The sequence below is a fragment of the Streptomyces sp. NPDC059816 genome, assembly GCF_042732055.1.
Taxonomy (GTDB): domain Bacteria; phylum Actinomycetota; class Actinomycetes; order Streptomycetales; family Streptomycetaceae; genus Streptomyces.
On sequence record NZ_JBHWIQ010000002.1, the window covers coordinates 320,949 to 344,934 of the forward strand.

A 23,986-nucleotide genomic window follows, 5' to 3' on the forward strand; every position below is an offset into this window, starting at 1 on the left:
GCATCCCGGACGCCACGGAACGCGACCGGCCGTCCCGCGGTGAGCGGAGCGGCCGGAAAGCTCAGGAAGGAACGGGTCAGGCGTTGCTGGCGGCCACCCAGCGGTCCAGGGCCCGGTGGGCCGCGCCCGAGTCGATCGACTCGGCGGCCCGTGCCATCCCCGCGCGCAGCTGGTCGGCCAACGGGGCGTCGCCCGGCGCCAGCGCCACCAGCGCCGCCGCGGAGTTCAGCAGGACCGCGTCCCGGACCGGACCGGTCTCCCCGGCCAGCAGCCGGCGGGCGACATCGGCGTTGTAGGAGGAGTCGGCGCCGCGCAGCGCCTCCACCGGGACGAGGTCGATGCCGACGTCACGGGGGTCGAAGGGCTGCTCGGCGACGGCTCCGCCGCGCACCACCCACACCCGGGAGGTGGCGGTGGTGGTGAGTTCGTCCAGGCCGTCGTCCCCGCGGAACACCAGGGCGGACGAGCCCCGCTCGGCGAGCACCCCGGCGACCACCGGAGCCATCCGCGCGTCCGCGACCCCGGTGGCCTGCGCCGCGACCCGGGCCGGGTTGGTGAGCGGGCCGAGGAAGTTGAAGACGGTGCGGATGCCGAGTTCCTTGCGGGCTGCGCCCACGTGCCGCAGCGCGGGGTGGAACTTCACCGCGAAGCAGAAGGTGATGCCGGCCTCCTCGGCGACCTCGGCCACCCGCTGCGGCGTCAGCTCCAGATTGACGCCCAGCTTCTCCAGCACGTCGGAGGCACCGCTCGCGGAGGACGCGGCGCGGTTGCCGTGCTTGACGACCTTCGCGCCGGTCCCGGCGACGACGATCGCGGACATGGTGGAGATGTTGACGGTGTGCGCCCCGTCCCCGCCGGTGCCGACGATGTCGACGCTCGGCCCGGGCACCTCGATGGTCCGGGCGTGCTCGTACATGGCGCGGACCAGGCCGGTGATCTCCTCGACCGTCTCGCCCTTGGCCCGCAGGGCGACGGCGAAGCCCGCGATCTGCGCGTCGGTGGCCTCCCCGCGCATGATCCGGTCCATCGCCCAGGCCGTGGCGTCGGCTCCCTGGTCCTCGCCCGACAGCAGCGCGTTCAGGACCTGCGGCCAGGAACGGACCGCCGTGGTGTCGCCTCCAGCGGGGGTCACAGCGCTCATGGGTCGCTCCTGGGTTGCGGGCCGTACGGGATCGGGCCCGTACGGCGGACGGTGGCGGACGCGCTGCCGCGCCCGTGGACGGGACCGGCCTGACCGGCGCCCTTCGCGCTCCACCCTATCCAGCTCCGGGGAGCGCGAAGAGCCCCGTCCGGGCAGTGGACGGGGCTCTTCGGGTGGCGACCGCCGGGACCCCCGCGCGGGGTCCCGACCGGGGGATCAGTGGTGGCCGTGGCCGTCCGTGATCTCCTTGTACTCCTCGGCGGTGGGCTTGGCGATCTGGCCCTGGTCGCCGTAGTAGCCCTTCGAGAGACGGGCACGCGCCTTCTGGAGGCGGGACACCTTGCGCTCGACGCCGTTCTCGTCGACCAGCGGGCCGATCTCCACCGGCTGGTACTGCTCGTGCTGGGTGAGCGTGTGCAGCGCCTCCTGGTTGAGCGGCTCGTGGATCTCGATGAACTCGCCGTGCGGCAGGCGCTTGATGATGCCGGACTCGCGTCCGTGCAGCACCTTGTCCCGGTCCCGGCGCTGGAGGCCGAGGCAGATCCGCTTGGTGATGATGAAGGCGAGGACCGGGGCCACGAAGAACCCGATGCGCACGAACCAGGTGATCGCGTTGATCGACAGGTGGAAGTGCGTGGCGACGAGGTCGTTGCCACCGCCGATCAGCATGACCACGTACCAGGTGATCCAGGCGACACCCACACCCGTACGGGTCGGGGCGTTGCGCGGACGGTCCAGCAAGTGGTGCTCGCGCTTGTCCCCGGTGATCCAGGACTCGATGAACGGGTACACCGCGATCGAGACCAGCACCAACGGGAAGACGATCATCAGCGGGATGAACACGCCCAGCACGAGGGTGTGTCCGGCGAAGTTGATCTCCCAGCCAGGCATCACCCGGATCAGGCCCTCGGAGAAGCCCATGTACCAGTCGGGCTGTGCGCCGGTGGACACCATGTCCGGCCGGTAGGGGCCGATCGACCAGATGGGGTTCAGGGTGACCATCGCGGAGATGACCGCGATGACGCCGAAGACCAGGAAGAAGAAGCCTCCCGCCTTGGCCATGTAGACCGGCATCAGCGGCATGCCGACGACGTTCTTCTGGGTGCGGCCGGGGCCGGGGAACTGGGTGTGCTTGTGGTACACGACGAGGATCAGGTGGGCCACGATCAGACCCGCCATGATGCCCGGGATCAACAGGACGTGGGCCGAGTAGAAGCGCGCCACGAAGTCGTGCCCGGGGAACTCCCCGCCGAACAGGAAGAACGCGAGGTACGTGCCGACGATGGGCACGGACAGGACCGCGCCCTGCATGAAGCGGACACCGGTGCCGGACAGCAGGTCGTCCGGGAGCGAGTAGCCGGTGAAGCCGGCGAACATCCCGAGGACGAACAGCGAGAAGCCGAAGACCCAGTTGACCTCACGCGGCTTGCGGAACGCACCCGTGAAGAACACGCGCATCATGTGCGCGAACATGCCGGCCAGGAAGATCAGCGCGGCCCAGTGGTGGATCTGCCGGATCAGCAGACCACCGCGGACCTCGAACGAGATCTTCATGGTCGAGTTGAACGCCTCGGAGACCAGCTGGCCCTGGAGCGGCACGTACGGGCCGTGGTACTCCACCTCGTTCATCGACGGGTGGAAGAACAGCGTCAGGTAGACACCCGTGACGATGATGATGACGAAGGCGTAGAGGCAGACCTCCCCCAGCATGAAGGACCAGTGGTCCGGGAAGATCTTGCGCATGTTGGCCTTGGCCAGGGAGTAGATCCCCAGCCGGCCGTCCGCCCAGTCGGCGACCCGCTCACCCGCGGGCGCTTTGTCCCGTCGGGTGGTCTCGCGGTCGTTGGTCGTCGTGGTACTCATCCGCGCTCCCAGAAGGCCGGACCGACAGGCTCGTCGAAGTCGCCGAGCGCCTCAAGGTAACCCTCCGAGTTCACGCCGATCCGCAGCTGCGGAAGCGCGTGGCCGGCCGGGCCGAAGATGACCCGAGCACCGTCGGAGAGGTCGAAGGTGGACTGGTGGCACGGGCAGAGCGCGTGGTGCGTCTGCTGCTCGTACAGGCTGATCGGGCAACCGACGTGGGTGCAGACCTTGGAGTAGGCGACGATCCCGTCGTGGGACCAGGCCAGCTCCTGCTTGTCCTTGATGTCACCGGGCTGGAGCCGGACGATCATCACGGCGGCCTTGGTGATCTCGGTGAGGAAGCCGTGGTCGTGCTCTTCGAGGCCCTCGGGCTTGACGAACGTCAGCGAACCGACGATGACGTCCTCGGGACGCAGCGGCTCGTTGGTGTTCATGTTGACGAGGAGCTTGCCCTTGGCCCACAAGGTGTGCCGCAGCTTGGTGCCGGGCGCGGGGCCGAGGCCGCCGAGCAGGACGACACCCGAGAGCGGGAACAGCGCCAGGGCACCGAACATCGTGTTGCGGATCAGCTTGCGGCGACCGAGCGCGGATTCCTCCGCCCCCTGTCGGAAGTCCGCCATCACCTTCGCCTTGACCTCCGGCGAGGCGGCGATGGGGTGACGCTCGTCGACGTGCTCCACGTCGGACATCAAGGTGCGGGCCCAGTGGACCGCGCCCGCGCCGATCAGGAACAGCGAGACGCCGAGGGTCCACCCGAGGGTGAAGTTCAGCGCGTTGATGTGCCCGATCGGCCAGATGTAGATCGACTTGTCGACCGGGATCATCACGTAGGCGACGATGAACGCGACCGTGCCGAGCATCGACAGCACGAACATCAGGGCGACGGTGCGCTCGGACCGCTTGGCGGCCCGCTCGTCGATGTCCTGGATGCGGTGCTCGTGCGGGGGCAGACCCGGGTCCGCGAACGGATTCTCCGTGTCGGCCAGGGCTACGGCGCCGTGGGCGTGGTCCTGCGCTGCGGGCAGGTTCTCTTCTGGAATGTCTTGGCTACTCATGACTTCTTGGCCTTTGCGGTCCGAGCGGCGACCCAGATGGCAGTGACGATCAGCGCGCCGAGACCGAAGATCCAGGCGAACAGACCCTCACTGACCGGCCCGAGGCCGCCGAGGTTCAGACCACCGTTGTGGACGGTCTTGTCACCGTTGACCGCGTTGACGTACGCGATGATGTCCCGCTTGTCCTTCTCCGGCATCGTCGTGTCGGGGAAGGAGGGCATGTTCTGCGGACCCGTCTGCATCGCCTCGTAGAGGTGCTTCGGGCTGACGCCGTCCAGGCCGGGCGCGTACTTGCCCTTGGTCAGGGCACCGCCCTGGCCGGTGAAGTTGTGGCACTGCGCGCAGTTGTTGCGGAACAGCTCGCCACCGTTGGCGATGTCCGCGCCCTCGGGGCTGTACTGCTTCTTGGTCGGGATGCTGGGACCGGCACCCATCGCGCCGATGTAGGCCGCGAGCTGGTCGATCTCGGCCTGCGTGTAGACCTTCTTCTTCTTCGGGGCCTGGGCACCCTGGGCCATCATGGGCATCCGGCCGGTACCGACCTGGAAGTCGACGGCGGCTGCGCCGACGCCCACCAGCGGCGGGCCGTCGGAACTGCCCTGACCGCCGGTGCCGTGGCAGCTCGCGCAGCCGACGGCGTACAGCTTCTTGCCCTCTTCGATGGCGAGGGACTGGGCGGTCTCGGCCTGCGCCTTGTCCGCCGGCGCGAACACGGCGTACAGCCCCCCGGTGGCCGCCAGCGCGAGGAGTAGGACGACGACAGCCGCCAGCGGGTGGCGTCGTCGTGCGGAGAGCTTTTTCACGGATTACCCCGGTGTCAGGATCTTCTGCGTCGATGCTTCGGGTGGTCGGGATGCGGCCCCGGCGGGGCGCCGCCCGATTACTTGATCAAGTAGATCGTGGCGAAGAGGCCGATCCACACGACATCGACGAAGTGCCAGTAGTAGGACACGACGATCGCGGCGGTCGCCTGCTCGTGAGTGAACCTTCTGGCCGCGTAGGTGCGCCCCAGGACCAGGAGGAAGGCGATCAGTCCGCCCGCCACGTGCAGTCCGTGGAAGCCGGTCGTCAGGTAGAACACCGAGCCGTACGGGTCGGAGGACAGCGAGAGGCCGTACTCCTTCACCAGCTCCACGTACTCGAAGACCTGACCACCGATGAAGATCGCACCCATGATGAAGGTCACGATGAACCACATCCGGAGCTTCTTCACGTCACCCCGCTCGGCGGCGAACACACCGAGCTGGCAGGTGAAGGAGGAGAGCACCAGGATCGTGGTGTTCGTCGCCGAGAACGGCAGGTTCAGGGCTGCTGCCTGTTCCTTCCAGAACTCGGGGCCGGTCACCGATCGCAGGGTGAAGTACATCGCGAAGAGGGCCGCGAAGAACATCAGCTCGGAACTCAACCAAATGATGGTTCCGACGCTGGTGAGGTTCGGTCGATTGACCGACGGGTGCGCGGGCCCGGTTTCTACTGTCGTTGCTGTCGCCACGACCGACATTATGTCGGTCGCTTATCTCGCCCTCACTCCGGGGGGTGCCGTTCGGTGTGTCCGCACGCCGTGCGCTGCCCGGATGGCCCATCGCGACGGTGTCCGAACCGGTGTTGACGAGGTGTCCGAGGGAGTAGCATCCGCCCCAACGGTTCCCGTCCCAGGCATCCCACAGCCCCGGGCCAGGCAGGCTCCGGAGCCCCCAAGCACTCGGAGGAACAATGCAGCCGACCGCCACGGTGCTGGTCTACAGCGACGACGCGAACACGCGGGAGCAGGTGCGGCTGGCTACGGGGCGCCGGCCGGCCACGGACGTGCCGCCGGTCGAGTTCATCGAGTGCGCCACGTTGCCCGCGTTGCTCAAGGAACTGGACCGGGGCGGGATCGACGCGTGCGTCCTGGACGGCGAGGCGGTTCCCGCGGGCGGCATGGGCGTGTGCCGCCAGATCAAGGACGAGGTCTTCCGCTGCCCGCCGGTGCTGTTGCTGATCGGGCGCCCCCAGGACGCCTGGCTGGCCACCTGGAGCCGGGCCGAGGCCGCGGTGACCCACCCGGTGGAACCCGTGGAGTTCGCGCGAGCGCTCGCGGAACTGCTGCGCAGTCGGCTGGCCGTGCAGGCCTGACGCGTACGGATGGGGGTTGACCCCGATCTTTACGGGTGCCGGACGCCCGGTGGTGTGCGCACCGCCGGGCGTGTCGTGCAGGACCGGGCGGCGACGGGGCCGCGCGGGACGGGTCAGGTCCCCGGGCGCAGTCGGGCCTGTTGGGCCGCCGGCGGGGTGCGGGGGGCTCCGGTGCCGTGGACGGCACTGCCCTCCTGCCAATCCTTCCAGTCCAGGTTCCAGTCCCCGTACCCGTTGCCGAAGGGGTCCATCTCCTCGCCGTAGCTGTTGATGACCTTGACGAGGTCGCCCGCGCGGACGGTCTCGTAGAACCAGGCGGCGTTGCCGGTGCTCATCCCCGTGCAGCCGTGGCTGACGTTGGCGGCGCCGTGCGAGCCCAGCGACCAGGGCGCCGCGTGCACGTACTCGCCGCTCCAGGTGACCCGGGTGGCGTAGTACACCGGTAGGTCGTACGACTCCGAGGTGCCCGCGGCGATGCCGATGCTGGTGCCCCGCATCCGGACGAAGTACTCCTTGCCGAGCACCACCTTGATGCCGTTGCGGGTGGAGAAGCCGGGCTTGCCGGTGGTGACGGGGATCGAGTTGATCTCCTCGCCGTTGCGGTAGACCGTCATGTAGTGCGAGGAGGCGTCGGTGACCGCGACGATCCTGTCGCCCGTGGTGAGCTTCAACGGGGCGCTCTCGCCGCCCCAGAGGCGCTCGCCGACCTTGATGCCGTCCAGGGTGCTGCGCGCCGTGATCGTGGCGTTGACGGGCCAGTACTCCTTGGGCCGGTAGTGCAGGACCTCGTCGTTGAGCCAGTGCCAGGCGCCCTCGACCGCGGGCTGCGACTCGACCCTGAGGCCCCGTTCGACGGCGGCCCGGGCCTTCTTGTCCTCGATCGGCTCGCTCAGCTCGGCGATGATGGGTTGGCCGACCCCGTACTTGCCCTCGTCGGGGCCGAACGTCACCTTCAGTTCGCGTTTCTTGGCGGGGACGCCCGTGTCGAAGGTGACGACCTTCCGGCCGGGCGAGCCGTCCGCCTTCTCGGTGCTGACCCGGGCCGTGTAATGGGCGCCTGCGGCCAGCGGGACGGTGGTGTGCCAACGAGTGCCGTCGGCGGAGAGTTTGCCCGCCACGTAGCGTCCCGCGGCGTCGGTGGCCGTGACGTCGGTGATGCGGCCCCCCGCGCCCTGCTTGGCCGTGATCTCCAGGGGGCGGTCGGGGTCGAGCTTGGCGTTGCCCGATGCGGTGCCCAGGAGCACCTGGCTCGCCGCGTCGTACGGCGCGGCTGACAGCGGATGGTCGGTGGTACCGCCACAGGCGGTGGCACCCGCGACGAGGGTGACCACCAGCATCGTGCAGCTCAAGACCGTGCGCGTTCGCGGTGAGTGGCTCATGGCCCGAGCCTAAGAACGTCCGGCGCGCCGGGCACGGCGAGTGGGCCGTACGGGGGAGGTGGGGGGTGTGGGAGGGGATATGGGGGGCGCGGGGGTGCCGGGGTGCGGGGGTGCCAGGTGCAACGCACGGGGCCCGGACCTCCGAGGGGAGTGTCCGGGCCCGTACGGGTGCTCAGCGGGTGCTACTGGTTCTGGTTCTCTCCGTGGTAGTACTCGAAGACCCAGCCCCACAGACCGATCAGGATGATCGGCAGCGAGAAGTACAGCAGCCACCAGCCGAAGATGACGCCGCAGAAGGCGAACGCGCCACCGACGGCGAGGGCGAGCGGCTGCCAGCTGTGCGGGCTGAAGAAGCCCACCTCACCGGCGTCGTCCGCGACGTCCGCGTCCTTGTTGTCCTGCGCGCCCACGTCGACCCGCTTGGCCGTGAAGGCCAGGTAGTAGCCGACCATGATGCACAGGCCGAAGGCGAGGAAGAGCGCCGTGGTGCCGGCCGGCTCCTTCGACCACACGCCGTAGACGATCGCCATGACGAGTACGAAGACGCTCAACCAGATGAACATCTTGCCCTGGATCTTCACTTGCCGGCCTCCTTGCTGCCGGCCAGCGCCTCACCGGAACCGGGGCCGAGGTGCCCGCCCGCGTTCTCCAGCTGGTCGAGCGCGGCGATCTCCGGGTAGTGCAGGTCGAACGCCGGCGATTCGGAGCGAATGCGCGGCAGGGTGACGAAGTTGTGCCGGGGCGGCGGGCAGGACGTGGCCCACTCCAGGGAGCGGCCGTAGCCCCACGGGTCGTCCACCTCGACCTTCTTGCCGTACTTGGCGGTCTTCCAGACGTTGTAGAAGAACGGCAGGACCGACAGACCGAGCACGAAGGAGCTGATCGTGGAGATGGTGTTCAGGGCGGTGAAGCCGTCGGCCGCCAGGTAGTCGGCGTACCGGCGCGGCATGCCCTCGGCACCCAGCCAGTGCTGGACCAGGAACGTGCCGTGGAAGCCGATGAACAGCGTCCAGAAGGTGATCTTGCCGAGGCGCTCGTCCAGCATCTTGCCGGTGAACTTCGGCCACCAGAAGTGGAAGCCGGCGAACATCGCGAAGACCACGGTGCCGAAGATGACGTAGTGGAAGTGCGCCACCACGAAGTACGAGTCGGAGACGTGGAAGTCGAGGGGCGGCGAGGCCAGGATGACACCGGTCAGACCACCGAAGGTGAAGGTGATCAGGAAGCCGATCGCCCAGAGCATCGGTGTCTCGAAGGACAGCGAGCCCTTCCACATCGTTCCGATCCAGTTGAAGAACTTCACGCCGGTCGGAACGGCGATGAGGAACGTCATGAAGGAGAAGAACGGGAGGAGCACGCCACCGGTGACGTACATGTGGTGCGCCCACACCGTGACCGAAAGGCCCGCGATGGCGATCGTCGCACCGATCAGACCGGAGTAACCGAACATCGGCTTGCGGCTGAACACCGGCAGGATCTCGGAAATGATGCCGAAGAACGGCAGGGCGATGATGTACACCTCGGGGTGGCCGAAGAACCAGAAGAGGTGCTGCCAGAGCAGCGCTCCGCCGTTGGCCGGATCGAAGATCATCGAGCCGAACTTCCGGTCGGCCTCCAGCGCGAAGAGCGCGGCGGCCAGCACCGGGAAGGCGAGCAGGACCAGCACACCGGTCAGCAGCACGTTCCAGGTGAAGATCGGCATGCGGAACATCGTCATGCCGGGTGCGCGCATGCAGATGATGGTGGTGATGAAGTTGACCGAGCCGAGGATCGTACCGAAGCCGGAGAACGCCAGACCCATGATCCACATGTCCGCGCCGACGCCCGGCGAGCGGACCGCGTCGGACAGCGGCGAGTAGGCGAACCAACCGAAGTCGGCGGCGCCGTTCGGGGTCAGGAAGCCCGCGACCGCGATGAGCGAGCCGAACAGGTAGAGCCAGTAGGCGAACATGTTCAGCCGCGGGAACGCGACGTCGGGGGCACCGATCTGGAGCGGCATGATCCAGTTCGCGAAGCCCGCGAACAGCGGCGTCGCGAACATCAGCAGCATGATCGTGCCGTGCATCGTGAACGCCTGGTTGAACTGCTCGTTCGACATGATCTGCGTGCCCGGGCGGGCCAGCTCGGCACGCATGAACAGCGCCATGACGCCGCCGACGCAGAAGAAGACGAACGAGGTGACCAGGTACAACGTACCGATGGTCTTGTGGTCGGTGGTGGTGAGCCACTTGACCACGACGTTGCCGGGCTGCTTGCGACGGACCGGCAGCTCGTTCTCGTACGAGTCGTCAGCCGCCTCTGCGCCCTGAGGAGGATCGTTGAGGATGCTCACAGCTGGTTCGTCTCCCGGTTCTTCTCGTGGCTCGTCTGCTCAATGCCGGCCGGGACGTAACCGGTCTGCCCCTTGTCCGCCAGCTCCTTCAAGTACTGCCGGTAGCGCTCGGGGGAGACGACCTTGACGTTGAAGAGCATGCGGGAGTGGTCCGTACCGCACAGCTCGGCACACTTGCCCAGGAAGGTCCCCTCCTTGCTCGGGGTCACCTCGAAGGCGTTGGTGTGGCCCGGGATGACGTCCAGCTTCATCAGGAACGGCACCACCCAGAAGGAGTGGATGACGTCACGCGAGGTGAGGACGAAGCGGACCTTCTCGCCCTTGGGGAGGACGAGCGTGGGACCGGGGTTGCCTGTCTGGGGGTTACGGGTACCGGGAACGCCGACGTCGTACACGCCGCCCGCGTTGTCCGGGAAGTCTTCCTTGAAGCGGTTCGGAATCCCCGCCAGGTTCTTGTCCGTCTTCGCGTTGCCCGTGGAGCCGGGCACCTTCTCGACGTAGTTGAAGGCCCAGCTCCACTGGAAGCCGACCACGTTCACGACGTGGGCGGGCTTGTCGTCCAGTGCCAGGAGCTTCGACTCGTCGCGCGCGGTGAAGTAGAAGAACACCGAGACGATGAGGATCGGGACCACGGTGTACAACGCCTCTAGCGGCATGTTGTACCGGGTCTGGGGGGGAACTTCGACCTTGGTGCGGCTGCGCCGGTGGAAGAAGACACTCCACAGGATCAAGCCCCACACCAGCACGCCAACGGTGAGCGCGGCGGCCCACGAACCCTGCCACAAGGAGAGGATGCGGGGCGCCTCCTCGGTGGTCGGGGTGGGCATACCCAGGCGGGGGAAGTCCTTGTATGTGCAACCGGTGGCGGTCGCCAGGACCAGGCCCGCAGTCAGTGCCTGCAGCAGCTTCCGCCGCATCGGGCGCCGCGGCGAGCGGTCGGAGCCGTTGGGACTCACGTAGCGCCTTCCCGAGAGTCTCGCCCGCGCGGTTGGCTGCGGCCTTCTCGCTGGTCGGTCGCCGCCCTGCGTCGGGCAGGGGTTTGGATGTTTATGCGGACCAAACCCTACTGGACGCTATTTGGGGTCGCGCGGGGAGGGTGCCCAACGCGCCGTCCGACTCCCCGAAGGGGTGGTACGCCGCTGGTCGGAGGCCCGACCGCAACACGGAGCGGGACGTTCCGTCGGGTCGAAGGGGCGGCCGATCGGCCCCGGGGACACTGCTCCTGACGGCCCCTCCGGCGCCGGTCCCCGGCCCCGCTGCGCCCCCCGTCCGGCGGGGCCGGCCGACCGGACGGCCGGGGGCGGGCCGGGGTTACGGTACGGGCGTGTCCTACTTCGACGCGGCTTCCTCCGCACCGCTGCACCCCGTCGCCCGGCAGGCGCTCCAGGCGTCCCTGGACGAAGGGTGGGCCGACCCCGCCCGGCTCTACCGCGAGGGCCGCCGGGCCCGCATGCTGCTGGACGCGGCGCGGGAGGCCGCGGCCGAGGCCCTGGGGTGCCGCCCCGACGAGCTGGTCTTCACCCCTTCCGGCACCCGGGCCGTGCACGACGGGGTGGCCGGCGCCCTGGCCGGCCGGCGCCGGGCCGGCGCTCACCTGCTGGTGTCGGCGGTCGAGCACTCCTCCGTGCTGCACGCGGCCGAGGTGCACGAGGCGGCCGGCGGCAGCGTCACCCGGGCCCCGGTGACCCGGACCGGGGCGGTGGACGCCGAGGTCTTCACGGGCCTGCTGCGGCCGGACTCCGCCCTGGCGTGCCTCCAGTCGGCCAATCACGAGGTGGGCACGGAACAGCCGGTCGCCGAGGTGGCCGAGCGGTGCCGGGAGGCCGGGGTGCCGCTCCTGGTGGACGCGGCGCAGTCGCTCGCGTGGGGACCGGTGCCCGGCGGTTGGTCCCTGTTGACGGGCAGCGCCCACAAGTGGGGCGGGCCGGCCGGAGTGGGGCTGCTCGTGGTGCGCAAGGGAGTGCGGTTCGCCCCGCGGGGGCCGGTGGACGAGCGGGAGTCGGGTCGGGCACCCGGCTTCGAGAACGTTCCGGCGGTCGTCGCGGCGGTGGCCTCGCTGCGGGCGGTACGGGCGGAGGCCGACGCCGAGGGGGCGCGGCTGCGGGCGCTGACCGCACGGGTGCGGGAACGGGTGACGGTGCTGGTCCCGGACACGACGGTCGTGGGCGACCCGGAGCGGCGGCTGCCGCACCTCGTCACCTTCTCCTGTCTGTACGTGGACGGCGAGAGCGTGTTGTCCGAGCTGGACCGGGCCGGGTTCTCCGTGTCGTCCGGGTCCTCGTGCACCAGCAGCACGCTGACGCCCAGCCACGTGCTGCGGGCGATGGGCGTGCTCAGTGAGGGGAACGTACGGGTGTCGCTGCCGCCGGGGACCCCGGCCGAGGAGGTCGAGCGGTTCCTCGGGGTGCTGCCGACGGTGGTGGACTCCGTGCGCGGGAAGTTGGGTGGCGGCACCCACGCGCCGGCCCCGTCGGACCCGGCTCGCGTCGAGGGGGGCGAGCTGGTGGTGGACGCGCTGGGCAAGCGGTGCCCGTTGCCCGTGATCGAGCTGGCGAAGGTGATCGGGCGGGTTCCGGTGGGCGGGACGGTGGTCGTGCTCGCCGACGATGAGGCTGCCCGGTGGGACATTCCTGCGTGGTGCGAGATGCGGGGTCAGCGGTTTGCCGGCGCGTCGCCGGGGGGGCGGGGGGTGGCTTACCGGGTGGTCCGGGTGGTGTGAGGGCGCGTCCCGTCGTCGGGTGCGGCGTGGTTGGCCGCGCCGTTCCCCGCGCCCCTTTCGGTGCGTCCACCTGGCGGTGCGCTGTCCCGTGCGGGTGCGCGGTGGTTTTGCGCCGTTCCCCGCGCCCCTGATCGAGTGCGTTCATCCGGTGGTGCGCTGTCCCGTGGGGGTGCGCTGTCCGGCTCGGTGCGCTGGACGCTTTGCGCAGTTCCCCGCGCCCCTATCGGGGCCCCGCCGAGGTGGCAGGCGGGCCCCTATAGGGGCGCGGGGAACTGCGCGGGTGAGCACAGCGCACCCGCGCAGCGCAGCACACGCTCAGGTGGCCGTACCTCCGGGGCCCGCCACCAGCTGGAGCACCGCGGGCCACCGAAACGCGTCAGGGGCAAGTCAGGTGGGACTGGACCTCTTGCGCGGCCTCGTCGCCGTACGCCTTGGTGAAGCGGTCCATGAAGTGGACCCGGCGAAGCTGGTACTCCTGCGTGCCGAGCGTCTCGATGACGAGCGTCGCGACCATGCAACCGACCTGGGCGGCCCGTTCCAGGCTGACGCCCCAGGCGAGGCCGGACAGGAACCCGGCACGGAACGCGTCGCCGACACCCGTGGGGTCGACCTTCGCGTCCTCCGCGGGGACCCCGACCTCGATGGGATCGTGTCCGACCCGCTCGATGCGCACGCCCCGCGCGCCGAGGGTGGTGACCCGGTGGCCGACGCGGCTGAGGATCTCCTGGTCGCTCCAGCCGGTCTTGGCCTCGATGAGGCCCTTCTCGTACTCGTTGGAGAAGAGGTACGCCGCGCCGTCCAGCAGTATGCGGATCTCGTCGCCGTTCATCCGGGCGATCTGCTGGGAGAAGTCCGCGGCGAAGGGGATGTCCCGGCTGCGGCACTCCTCGGTGTGGCGGAGCATGCCCTCCGGGTCGTCGGCGCCGATCAGGACGAGGTCGAGCCCGCCGACCCGGTCCGCGACCGCCTTCAGCTCGATGAGCCGGGCCTCGCTCATGGCACCCGTGTAGAAGGAGCCGATCTGGTTGTGGTCGGCGTCGGTGGTGACGACGAACCGGGCCGTGTGCAGGACCTCGGAGATGCGGACGGACTCGGTGTCCACGCCGTGCCGGTCGAGCCAGGCGCGGTACTCGTCGAAGTCGGCGCCGGCGGCCCCGACCAGGATCGGGTTCGCCCCCAGCTGTCCCATGCCGAAGGCGATGTTGGCGCCGACCCCGCCGCGGCGCACGTCGAGGGTGTCGACGAGGAAGGACAGGGAGACCGTGTGCAGTTGATCAGCGACGAGTTGCTCGGCGAACCGTCCGGGGAAGGTCATCAGATGGTCGGTGGCGATGGAGCCGGTGACTGCGATACGCACGGCGAGGCGCTCCTGGGGGAAATTCGGGGCGGCTGGACGGGTCCGCGGCGGTCGACCGGGACCCCGGAGAGTGAACACTTCACGCTACCCGTTCACCGCAACGGTCCGAACCTGGCGAAAGGTCGAAACTACCTGATAGTAGGGCTTTTTTCGCATGAGCCCTGGCGCCTACCGTGGCCCTATGACGAACCTCCGGCTCCGGGAACCCGCTCCGTACGACCTCGACGGCGGCCTGGCCGCGCTGCGGGGGGACTGTGCCCGGATGGTCCCGCACTGGACCCCGGACCCGCGGCGCACCTCCGCGCCCCGACCCGCTCCGCTCCACGGGGTCGTCGTGCCCGCCTCCTCCGCCCGTCTGTTGGACCCGATGTTCGAGCGGTCGACGTACGGGGGGTGAGCCGTTCGGGTGAGCTCGGGCGCGCGGCGGAACCGTGCGCCCGCCCACCGCGTCCCATCGCTGTCCGCCGCACCGGCGGACCAGTTCTACGACCCGCCGCGGGAGCACGAGGCGACCGCGGCGCAGGCGAAGGAGCGATGCGGTGAGCAGCAACCCGGTCGACCCGGACGGCCCCGGTGGCGTCGAGGGTGCCGACGCCGCGGGCGAGTCGCGGCCCCGCGGCGGAGCCCGGTGGGGGGGCCTGCGCCGCTCCCCCGTGATGGTCGCCGCCGTCGCGGCGGTGGTGCTGGTCGGGGGCGGTGGAACGTATCTGGCCATGGCCGCCTCGGGCAACGGACCCGCGGAGCGGGCCGTACCGCCGGGCAAGGGCGGTGACACTCCCCCGCCGCTGGCCCTCGACGGTCAGCAGGGGGGCGGCGGCGACGGGCCGGGGATCGCACCCGGTGAGCCCAACCCCGGCGGCCCGCGCTACGAGGCACGGGGGAAGCTGCCGAAGGGCCCCGCCCGCGCGGCCGTGTACCGACCGGGCTCACCGGTGGAACGGTCCGCGGTCAGCGAACTGGCCGAGGCGTTGGGCGTCCCGGGCGAACCGGTGCTGAACGGCAGCACCTGGCGGGTCGGCGCGGCCGACGGCAGCCCGTCGCTCCAGGTCGCCCGGGACGACGTGGGGACCTGGACGTTCACGCGTTACGCGGGAGGTTCGGACTCCTGCGCCTCGGGGAGCCGCTGCACCCCCGACGAGGAGCGCCGGCCGGCCCGGCTCCCCGGTGGGTCCCGGGGCACCGCGCCGATCGGTGAGGCCGCCGCGAAGGCCGCCGCCGCTCCGGTGCTCAAGGCCATCGGACAGGACTCCGCGAAGGTCGACGCGCGGCAGGTCCTGGGTTCGGCCCGGGTGGTGAACGCGGCACCGGTGGTGGCCGGTTCGCCCACCTTCGGCTGGTCGACCGGGCTGCACATCGGCCCGGGTGGCGAGGTCACCGGGGGCAGCGGCCGGTTGGCCGAGCTGGTCGAGGGGGACACGTATCCGACGATCAGCGCGGCGAAGGCGCTCGGGCTGTTGAACGGGGCGGGCGACGGGCCGGTGGGCATCGGCGGCTGCGCGACCGCCGTCCCGCACGAGGACCGGATCGCCGCGCCCTGCGGCGAGGGGTCGACGAAGGCCGCGCCGGAGAAGGACCCGCTGTGGATCACGGGGGCCGAGTTCGGGCTGGCCGCCCAGCTCTCCGGGGGCCGTTCGATCCTGGTCCCGTCCTGGCTGTTCGAGGTGACCCCGGACGGCTCCGGCACCCCGTACACGGTGACCCGGCCGGCGGTCTCCCCCGTGCACCTGAGCGCGCCGGGCGGCTCGCCGTCGCCGCTGCCCGAGGAGCGCGAGGGCACCGAGACCTCGGACGTCGACATCGCGTGGTACTCGGTCCGGAAGGTCGAGGGCGGCACCGTCGACGAACTGGTGCTGCACTTCGTCGGCGGGCTCTGCCCCACCTATGCGGCGAGCGCGCGCGAGAAGCAGGACGAGGTGACCGTACGGGTCACGCAGACCACCGAGCCGGGGCGGGTTTGCGCGGCGGTCGCGGTGCACGAGGAGCGGACCGTGCGCCTGGACGGGCCGCTCGGGAACCGCGAGGTCGTGGACGCGAAGGGCGCGCCGGTGCCGGACCGCGCTCCGCGGGGGTGGCCGGGCACGGATCGCGGCGGCGCGCGGTAGCCAGCGCGGAACGCACGTCAGGCGGTACCCCGTCACGGGGTACCGCCTGATGCGGTGCGGGGACGCTGCGGTCCGTCGCGGGGACGGCCGACCGGTCGGGCCGCGTCAGCTGAAGGAGTCGCCGCAGGCGCAGGAGCCCGTGGCGTTCGGGTTGTCGATCGTGAAGCCCTGCTTCTCGATGGTGTCGACGAAGTCGATGGAGGCGCCGCCCAGGTAGGGGGCGCTCATGCGGTCGGTGACGACCTTGACGCCGTCGAAGTCCTTCACGACGTCCCCGTCGAGGGAGCGCTCGTCGAAGAAGAGCTGGTAGCGCAGGCCCGAGCAGCCGCCGGGCTGTACGGCGACCCGCAGGGCCAGGTCCTCGCGGCCTTCCTGGTCGAGCAGAGCCTTGACCTTGGACGCGGCGGCGTCGGACAGGATGATGCCGTCGGTGTCGGTGGCGGTCGTGGTCTCGTCCGATACGGACATCTACATCTCTCCCGGGTTGTACGGAGACTGCTTGCCGACGTAACAACCGGCGGTGCGGCGGATTCATTCCGGGCCCGCGTGCGTGTTCGGCGTCTTGCCTTGCGCTTCCCATGCTCGCACACGGGGCGCGGGGGCGACCACGTCCGTTCCCGGGGCCCATCGCCCGGGGAACACGCCTGGTCCGGGGCGCGCCGGTGGTCCCGGGGGGAATGCGTCACATCGACATGATGGCCATCGTCAAACTGACGTGAAGCAGTTATGATAGATAACGTCAGAACGACGAAAAGGGGCCTCCGGGCCGGGCCACCCCCGGTCCGGAGGCCGCCTGTGAGCCGCCGGGGTCAGACCCCGCAGAGAAAGGGTGCGTGATCGTGACCACCGCCCAGCCCCTGGACGTCCAACCGACTCCGTTGGCCCTGCTGCTGCTCGGCCGGGAGGCCGACCCGCGCAGCGAGCGCGGCGTGGAGTGTCCCGGTGACCTGCCCTCGCCCTCCGACCCCGACCTGGTGGAACGGGCCCGGGCGGCCAAGGAGAAGCTCGGCAACAAGGTCTTCGTCCTGGGGCACCACTACCAGCGCGACGAGGTCATCCAGTTCGCGGACGTCACGGGCGACTCGTTCAAGCTGGCGCGCGATGCCGCGGCGCGCCCCGAGGCCGAGTACATCGTCTTCTGCGGTGTGCACTTCATGGCCGAGTCGGCCGACATCCTCACCGAAGACGCCCAGAAGGTCGTCCTGCCGGACCTCGCCGCCGGGTGCTCCATGGCCGACATGGCCACCGCCGAGCAGGTCGCCGAGTGCTGGGACGTGCTGACCGAGGCCGGCATAGCCGAGCGGGTCGTGCCCGTCTCGTACATGAACTCGTCCGCGGACATCAAGGCGTTCACCGGACGGCACGGGGGGACGATCTGCACCTCGTCCAACGCCCACAAGGCGCTCGACTGGGCGTTCACCCAGGGCGAGCAGGTGCTGTTCCTGCCCGACCAGCACCTCGGGCGCAACACCGCGGTGCGGGACATGGGCATGTCCCTGGAGGACTGCGTCGTCTACAACCCGCACAAGCCGGGCGGCGGGCTGACCCCGGAGCAGTTGCGGGCCGCGAAGATGATCCTGTGGCGGGGGCACTGCTCGGTGCACGGGCGCTTCTCGCTGGAGTCCGTGGAGGACGTGCGGGCCCGCATCCCCGGGGTCAACGTGCTCGTCCACCCCGAGTGCCACAACGAGGTCGTCGCGGCGGCGGACTACGTGGGGTCGACCGAGTACATCATCAAGGCGCTGGAGGCCGCGCCCGCCGGGTCCAGTTGGGCAATCGGCACGGAGCTGAATCTGGTGCGGCGGTTGGCGAACCGTTTCGCCCCGGAGGGCAAGGAGATCGTCTTCCTCGACAAGACGGTGTGCTTCTGCTCGACCATGAACCGGATCGACCTGCCGCACCTCGTGTGGACGCTGGAGTCGTTGGCCGACGGCAAGGTGGTCAATCGGATCAGTGTCGATCCGGAGACCGAGCGGTTCGCCAAGCTCGCGCTGGAACGCATGCTGGCTCTCCCGTAGGGGTCTTTTGCGCTGGCGTGCGCTGTGGTTGCCCGCGCCGTTCCCCGCGCCCCTTTCCGGTGCGTCCCGGTGGGCGTGCGCTGCTCCCGTGCGGGTGCGCTGGTGTTTCGCGCAGTTCCCCGCGCCCCTGATCAGGTGCGCCCAGCTCGGGGTACGCCGCCCCGTGCGCCCCGCCCCGCCCCACAGGGCACCCCGACCCACAGGGCGGCGCCCCGACAGGGGCGCGGGGAACTGCGCGGGTGAGCACAGCGCACCCCGCAGGACAGCGCACGCGCAGGTGGACGTACCCGATAGGGGCGCGGGGAACTGCGCGAAGCGGCAGCGCACCGCACGGAAGCAGCGCACGCGCAGGTGGACGTACCGAAAGGGCGGGCGACCACCTCGCACCCCGCGGAAACGAGTGGGCCCCCCGACCCGTACAGGATCAGGGGGCCCACCCGGAGGGACTACGCGCGGGCCGGCTCCGGCGAGTCGGACTGCTCCGGAACAGACGTCCCGGACCTCTTCGCCTCGCGCTTCGCGCGCCTACGATCCTTGCGGAGCTCGACCATCGCGTACAGCGTCGGCACGAGCAACAGCGTCAACAGCGTCGAGCTGATCAGCCCACCGATCACGACCACGGCGAGCGGCTTCGCGATGAACCCGCCCTCACCGGTGACCCCGAGGGCCATCGGCAGCAGCGCGAAGATCGTGGCCAGCGCGGTCATGAGGATCGGACGCAACCGGTGCCGGCCGCCCTCGACGACCGCCTCCACGACCCCGTACCCCTGAGCGCGGTACTGGTTGATGAGGTCGATGAGGACGATCGCATTGGTGACCACGATGCCGATGAGCATCAGCATGCCGATCATCGCGGGAACGCCCAGCGGCGTGCCGGTCACGATGAGCAGGCCGAGCGCGCCGGTCGCCGCGAACGGGATGGACACCAGCAGGATCAGCGGCTGGACGAGCGACTTGAAGGCCGCCACCAGCAGCATGAACACGATGGCGATGGCCGCGAGCATCGCGAGGCCGAGGGAGGCGAACGCGTCCTCCTGGTCCTCGGACACCCCGCCGATGGACGCGGTGGCCCCCTCGGGCAGCTTCAGCGCGTTGATCTTCGTCTGGAGTTCCGAGCTGACCGCGCCGGTGTTCTCGCCGGTCGGCCGGGCCGTGACGGTGGCCGAGCGCTGACCGTCGATGCGGGTCATGGAGACGGGACCGTCGACGAGTTCGACCACGGCGAGGTCACCGAGCCGGGCCTGACCGATGGGCAGGTCCTTCAGTTCGTCCAGGGTGGCGGCGGACTGCGCCGAGCGGATCACGATGTCGCGCTCGGCGTCGTTCAGGACCGCCTTGCCGGTGGTGGTGCCGCGCACCGCCTGGGCGACGGCCGCGCCGAGGGTGGCATCGGTGAGCCCCGCCCGGGCGGCCTTGTCGTTGGCCTTGACGGAGATCCGCGGGATGGACTGCGAGAGGTTGCTCTGGACGTCGGTGACGTCGTCGAGCTTCGCGATCTCGTCGCGGACCTCGTCGGACGCCTTGCGCAGCACCGCGGGGTCGGCGGCCTTGACAACCACGCTGAGGTCCTGGGCGCCGAAGCCGTCGCCGACGGACAGGGTGGTCTCACCGACGCCGGAGAGCTTGCCGAGCCCGGCCTCGATGCGGTCCTGGGTGTCCTCGTAGGACGCGTCGTCCTCCAGGGTGACCTGGTAGGTCGCCTGGTTGGTGTCGGTGCTGCCGCCGAACGCCGCCATGAAGCCGGAGGAACCGACGGTGACCTGGTAGTTCTCGATGCCCTCGACCCCGTCGAGCATCTTCTCGACCTTGCGGGCCGCCGCGTCGGACGCGGCCAGCCCGGTGCCGGGCTTCAACTCCTGGCGGATGGTGAGGACTTCCTGCTCACCCGGGTCGAAGAAGTTCGTCTTGAGCAGCGGTGCCATGCCGAAGGTGGCGAGCAGGACGACGACGGCTATGCCGAGGCTGACCAGACGGCGTCGGGTGGCGAACCGCAGCACGGGCACGTACGTGCGCTGGAGGCGGCTGCGGGCCTCCTTCTCCTCGGCCTGGCGGCGGGCCTCCTCCGCGTCGACCCCGCGCACGGACTTCGGGGGCCGCAGGAACCAGTACGACAGGACCGGGACGACGGTCAGCGACACCAGCAGCGAGGCGAGCAGCGCGGCCGTCACGGTGAGGCTGAAGGAGCCGAACAGCGCGCCGACCATGCCACCGACGAGGCCGATGGGCAGGAACACGGCGACGGTGGTGAGCGTCGAGGAGGTGACCGCGCCCGCGACCTCCTTGACGGCGGTGAGGATGGCCTCCTTGCGCTCCTCGCCGTAGCCGAGGTGCCGCTTGATGTTCTCCAGGACGACGATCGAGTCGTCGACCACCCGGCCGATGGCGATGGTCAGGGCGCCCAGGGTCAGCATGTTGAGCGAGAGGTCCCGGCTCCACAGCACGATCAGCGCGAGGACGATGGACAGCGGGATGGAGACCGCGGTGACCAGCGTCGAGCGGATCGAGGCGAGGAAGACCAGGATGACGATGACGGCGAAGAGCAGCCCGAGCGCGCCCTCGGTGGTGAGGCCGTCGATCGCCTTGGAGACCGCGGGTCCCTGGTCGGTGACGACGGCGAGCGAGGCGCCGGCACCGAGGTCGGCGCGCAGGTCCGCCAGGGCGTCCTCGACGGCCTCGGAGATCGCGACCGAGCTGCCGTCCTGGTCCATGGTGACCACGATCGCGAGGCTGCGTTCGCCGTTGGTGCGGGTGATGGAGTCGGCCTTCGCCGGCTCCTGCTTCACGGTGGCGACGTCGGCGAGCCGCACGGGCTTCTTGACGCCCTCGCCGGTGACCATCAGGTCCTGGATCTGCTGGACGGAGGTGAAGCCGCCGCCGACCTGGACCGTGCGGTTGTTGCCGTCCTCTTCGAAGGAGCCCGCGGGGACGGTGGCGCCGCCGGCCTGGATGGCCTGACCGAGGACCGGGGCGCTCACCCCGGCCCGCGCCATCTTCTTGTCGTCGGGGGTGACGGTGACCTGGAGGTCGCGGACACCGTCGATGGTGACCTGGCCGACGCCGTCGATCTCCTTGAGCTTGGGCACGACGGTGCGGTCGAGCTGGTCCTTGAGCGCCTGCTGGTCCTTGTCGGAGGAGGCGGCGAGCACGACGGTCGGCATGTCGTCGGTGGACCCGGCGATGACCTGGGGGTCGACCTCGGCCGGCAGCTGGGAGCGGACCCGGTTCACGGCCTGCTGGACGTCGGCGATGATCTGCTTCGAGCCGTCACCGTAGTCGAACTGCGCCATGAGGACGGCGTTGCCCTCGCTGGCGGTGGCCGTGACGCCGGTGATGCCGTCGACCGCTTCGATGCTGTCTTCCAGCGGCTCGACGACCTGCTTCTCGACCACGTCGGGCGAGGCACCCTGGTACGGGGCGAGCACGGACACCATCGGCAGTTCGATGGAGGGCAGGAGCTGCTGCTTGAGCTGCGGAATCGCTATGGCGCCGAAGACGATCGCAATGATCGACATCAGCCCGATCAGGGCCCGTTGAGCGAGGCTGAACTTCGACAGCCAGGACATGGGTGACGGTCTCTCTTCTGTGGCTGGGCACGGAGGGAGGCGCGTCTTCTCAGCCCCCTCCCCTACCCTGGGCCATCGCGGAAGGCCGATCCCTCGACCCCAGGTCGCTTTCCTTTATGCCGCGCATACTGCGGGTGTAGTAGGCGATCTACACCTTGAGGGGTAGTGCGCAGCGGTCTAGCCGCGTGGGCGCACGAGGCCCGACTCGTAGGCGATGACGACGAGTTGGGCGCGGTCGCGGGCACCGAGCTTGGCCATCGCCCGGTTGACGTGGGTCTTCACGGTGAGCGGCGAGACCTGGAGGCGTTCGGCGATGTCGTCGTTGGAGAGGCCGCCGGCGACCTGCACGAGGACTTCCCGTTCCCGGCCGGTGAGCGCGTCGAGCCGCTCGGAGTCGGCGCGGCCGGCGGGGTCGAAGTCGTCGCCCTGGGCGAGGAACCGGGCGATCAGGCCCTTGGTCGCGGCGGGGGACAGCAGGGCCTCGCCCACTGCGGCGAGCCGGATCGCGCCGAGCAGTTCCTCCGGCTCGGAGCCCTTGCCGAGGAACCCGGAGGCACCGGCGCGCAGCGACTGCACGACGTACTCGTCGACCTCGAACGTCGTCAGCATCACCACCCGCACCGTGGACAGGGCGGGGTCCCGGCAGATCAGCCGGGTGGCGCTGAGCCCGTCGGTGCCGGGCATCCGGATGTCCATCAGGACCACGTCGGGCACCGTCTCGGCGGCGATCCGGACGGCTTCGGCGCCGTCGGAGGCCTCGCCGACCACTTCCATGTCGGGTTCGGACTCGACCAGGACCCGGAAGGCGCTGCGCAGCAGGGCTTGGTCGTCGGCGAGCAGCACCCGGATGGTCACGGCGGTTCCTCCGTCTCCCCCGCACCGCGCCCGGTGCGGGTCTTGACCGGCAGGATCGCATGGACCCGGAACCCGCCCCCGTACCGGGGACCGGCCGTGAGGACGCCGCCGAGCGCGGTGGCGCGTTCCCGCATGCCCAGCAGTCCGTGGCCGCCGCCCGGCTGGTCCTGGTGGCCCGACGGGTCGGGGCGTGTCCGCTGGTCCGAGCGGTCCGGGCCCGCCTGGGACGGCAGGGCCGGGTCGGGCGGGGTGGTGGGGTCGGCGGCGGCCTCGGCGCGGGCGGCCCGGGAGCCGTCGTCCAGCACGGTGACCTCGATGTGGGGGCCCACCCGTACGACGCTCACCTCGGCGCGGGCGCGGCCCCCGGCGTGCTTGCGGACATTGGTCAGTGCCTCCTGGATGATCCGGTACGCGGCCAGGTCGACCGCGGCGGGCGGGCGGCTGCCCTGGTCGCCGCGGGCCACCTCGACGCGCAGTCCGGCGTGCCGGAAGGTGTCGGCGAGCTCTTCGAGCCGGTCGAGGCCGGAGGTGGGTTCGACGGGGGCCTCCGGATCGCCGCTCTGCCGGAGCAGCCCGACCGTGGCGCGCAGCTCGCCGAGGGCCGACCGGCTCGCCTCGCGGACATGGGCCAGTGCCTCCTTGGCCTGGTCGGGGCGCCGGTCCATGAGGTGTGCCGCGACGCCCGCCTGCACGTTGACCAGGGCGATGTGGTGGGCGACCACGTCGTGCAGGTCGCGGGCGATGCGCAGGCGTTCCTCCGCGACCCGGCGCCGTGCCTCCTCCTCGCGGGTGCGTTCGGCGCGTTCGGCGCGTTCGCGGATGGCGTCGACGAAGGCCCGGCGGCTGCGGACCGCGTCGCCGGCGGCTGCGGCCATGCCGGTCCAGGCGAATATGCCGAGGTTCTCCTGGGTGTACCAGGGCATCGGGCCGGCGAGCATCGCCGCGCCGGTCAGGGCCGTCATCGTCAGCAGGCCGACCCGCCAGGCCGTGGGGCGGTCGGTGCGCGCGGCGACCGTGTAGAGCGCGCAGACGGCTGCCATCGCGACCGGTGCCCGGGGTTCGCTGAACAGCAGTTCCACGAAGGACAGGAGGCCCGTGACCCACAGGACGGGCAGGGGGGCGCGGCGGCGGAACGCCAGGGTCGCGGCGGCCAACGGCATCAGGACCAGGCTGAGGGCACCCGGGGTGCGGGTGCTCCACACCATGGGGCCGTGCTGCGCGGCCGGCCCGTAGGGGTTCATCATCGCGACGCAGAGCATGACGGTGAAGACGCCCAGGGCGAGGGCGCCGTCGGCCACGGTGGGGTGGGCGCGCAGCCAGCCCCAGCTGTTCCTGGCCCGGTCCAAGGGGGTCACCTCAGGAACGTTAGCCGGGTCGGGGTGCGGCGCGGGCGGCGGTGGCCGCACCGCACCGGTCGGGTACGGCGCGGCCCTTCGGTCGGTGTCACCGGGCGCCGGCGGGCGTCACCGGGCGCCGGAGGGGAGATC

At 70.5% G+C, this 23,986-nt stretch carries 19 protein-coding genes; 5 read left to right on the forward strand and 14 right to left on the reverse strand.

Going from position 1 to position 23,986, the window contains the following annotated elements; translation table 11 throughout:
* Positions 1-76 precede the first annotated feature (76 nt).
* The 5 genes from trpD to ACFV88_RS04065 all read right to left on the reverse strand — a co-directional run bounded on the left by trpD (position 77) and on the right by ACFV88_RS04065 (position 5,560).
* A complete protein-coding gene (gene trpD, locus ACFV88_RS04045; protein ID WP_385485717.1) occupies positions 77-1,141 on the reverse strand; it encodes an anthranilate phosphoribosyltransferase in 1,065 nt (354 codons plus the stop codon).
* A 216-nt stretch (positions 1,142-1,357) separates the two neighbouring features.
* A complete protein-coding gene (locus ACFV88_RS04050; protein WP_385485719.1) occupies positions 1,358-3,004 on the reverse strand; it encodes a cytochrome bc complex cytochrome b subunit in 1,647 nt (548 codons plus the stop codon).
* Entirely contained in the window at positions 3,001-4,059 is a 1,059-nt protein-coding gene (locus ACFV88_RS04055; protein ID WP_385485721.1) for a Rieske 2Fe-2S domain-containing protein, read from the reverse strand. Before ACFV88_RS04055 ends, ACFV88_RS04050 begins: the two co-directional genes overlap by 4 nt.
* On the reverse strand, positions 4,056-4,862 hold the full coding sequence (locus tag ACFV88_RS04060) for a c-type cytochrome (protein WP_385485723.1): 807 nt from the start codon (positions 4,860-4,862) through the stop codon (positions 4,056-4,058). The genes ACFV88_RS04055 and ACFV88_RS04060 overlap by 4 nt, the downstream gene beginning before the upstream one ends.
* Before the next feature lie 77 nt (positions 4,863-4,939).
* Positions 4,940-5,560: a heme-copper oxidase subunit III gene (locus ACFV88_RS04065; protein WP_385485724.1), complete on the reverse strand. Its 621-nt coding sequence runs from the start codon at positions 5,558-5,560 to the stop codon at positions 4,940-4,942.
* A gap of 212 nt (positions 5,561-5,772) precedes the next feature.
* Between ACFV88_RS04065 and ACFV88_RS04070 the strand changes: the two genes are divergently transcribed.
* Positions 5,773-6,174: a hypothetical protein gene (locus ACFV88_RS04070; RefSeq protein WP_385485726.1), complete on the forward strand. Its 402-nt coding sequence runs from the start codon at positions 5,773-5,775 to the stop codon at positions 6,172-6,174.
* A 113-nt stretch (positions 6,175-6,287) separates the two neighbouring features.
* Here the strand turns inward: ACFV88_RS04070 and ACFV88_RS04075 are convergent, their stop codons facing one another.
* From ACFV88_RS04075 to coxB, 4 genes are all read right to left on the reverse strand, one after another.
* The gene (locus ACFV88_RS04075) at positions 6,288-7,553 is read right to left on the reverse strand and encodes an Ig-like domain-containing protein (protein ID WP_385485728.1); all 1,266 of its coding nucleotides are present in this window, start codon (positions 7,551-7,553) and stop codon (positions 6,288-6,290) included.
* A gap of 182 nt (positions 7,554-7,735) precedes the next feature.
* On the reverse strand, positions 7,736-8,134 hold the full coding sequence (locus tag ACFV88_RS04080; protein WP_385485730.1) for a cytochrome c oxidase subunit 4: 399 nt from the start codon (positions 8,132-8,134) through the stop codon (positions 7,736-7,738).
* Positions 8,131-9,885 (reverse strand): cytochrome c oxidase subunit I, encoded by a 1,755-nt coding sequence (gene ctaD, locus ACFV88_RS04085; RefSeq protein WP_385485732.1) that lies wholly within the window; start codon positions 9,883-9,885, stop codon positions 8,131-8,133. The genes ACFV88_RS04080 and ctaD overlap by 4 nt, the downstream gene beginning before the upstream one ends.
* Positions 9,882-10,841 (reverse strand): cytochrome c oxidase subunit II, encoded by a 960-nt coding sequence (gene coxB, locus ACFV88_RS04090; protein ID WP_385485734.1) that lies wholly within the window; start codon positions 10,839-10,841, stop codon positions 9,882-9,884. The genes ctaD and coxB overlap by 4 nt, the downstream gene beginning before the upstream one ends.
* A gap of 368 nt (positions 10,842-11,209) precedes the next feature.
* Between coxB and ACFV88_RS04095 the strand changes: the two genes are divergently transcribed.
* Positions 11,210-12,604, forward strand: a complete 1,395-nt coding sequence (locus tag ACFV88_RS04095) for a cysteine desulfurase/sulfurtransferase TusA family protein (RefSeq protein WP_385485736.1) — start codon at positions 11,210-11,212, stop codon at positions 12,602-12,604.
* Between the two features lie 376 nt (positions 12,605-12,980).
* Here ACFV88_RS04095 and ACFV88_RS04100 read toward each other — a convergent pair whose 3' ends face one another.
* The gene (locus ACFV88_RS04100) at positions 12,981-13,961 is read right to left on the reverse strand and encodes a carbohydrate kinase family protein (RefSeq protein WP_385485737.1); all 981 of its coding nucleotides are present in this window, start codon (positions 13,959-13,961) and stop codon (positions 12,981-12,983) included.
* Between the two features lie 181 nt (positions 13,962-14,142).
* On the opposite strand from ACFV88_RS04100, the gene ACFV88_RS04105 reads away from it, so the two are divergent.
* A complete protein-coding gene (locus ACFV88_RS04105; protein ID WP_385485739.1) occupies positions 14,143-14,358 on the forward strand; it encodes a hypothetical protein in 216 nt (71 codons plus the stop codon).
* Between the two features lie 142 nt (positions 14,359-14,500).
* Positions 14,501-16,063, forward strand: coding sequence for a hypothetical protein (locus tag ACFV88_RS04110; RefSeq protein WP_385485741.1), 1,563 nt, complete (start codon positions 14,501-14,503; stop codon positions 16,061-16,063).
* A 105-nt stretch (positions 16,064-16,168) separates the two neighbouring features.
* On the opposite strand, the gene ACFV88_RS04115 is transcribed toward ACFV88_RS04110, so the two are convergent.
* Positions 16,169-16,531, reverse strand: coding sequence for a HesB/IscA family protein (locus ACFV88_RS04115; protein ID WP_385485743.1), 363 nt, complete (start codon positions 16,529-16,531; stop codon positions 16,169-16,171).
* A gap of 371 nt (positions 16,532-16,902) precedes the next feature.
* Between ACFV88_RS04115 and nadA the strand changes: the two genes are divergently transcribed.
* A complete protein-coding gene (gene nadA, locus ACFV88_RS04120; protein ID WP_385486038.1) occupies positions 16,903-18,081 on the forward strand; it encodes a quinolinate synthase NadA in 1,179 nt (392 codons plus the stop codon).
* A gap of 446 nt (positions 18,082-18,527) precedes the next feature.
* On the opposite strand, the gene ACFV88_RS04125 is transcribed toward nadA, so the two are convergent.
* The 3 genes from ACFV88_RS04125 to ACFV88_RS04135 form a co-directional block, all read right to left on the reverse strand.
* Positions 18,528-21,644 carry an efflux RND transporter permease subunit gene (locus tag ACFV88_RS04125; RefSeq protein ID WP_385485745.1) on the reverse strand — a complete coding sequence of 1,039 codons (3,117 nt, stop codon included), beginning with the start codon at positions 21,642-21,644 and terminating at the stop codon, positions 18,528-18,530.
* Positions 21,645-21,821: 177 nt separating this feature from the next.
* Positions 21,822-22,499 carry a response regulator gene (locus ACFV88_RS04130; protein ID WP_385485747.1) on the reverse strand — a complete coding sequence of 226 codons (678 nt, stop codon included), beginning with the start codon at positions 22,497-22,499 and terminating at the stop codon, positions 21,822-21,824.
* Complete coding sequence (locus ACFV88_RS04135; protein ID WP_385485749.1) at positions 22,496-23,854, reverse strand: sensor histidine kinase; 1,359 nt, start codon at positions 23,852-23,854, stop codon at positions 22,496-22,498. The genes ACFV88_RS04130 and ACFV88_RS04135 overlap by 4 nt, the downstream gene beginning before the upstream one ends.
* Between the last annotated feature and the right edge of the window lie 132 nt (positions 23,855-23,986).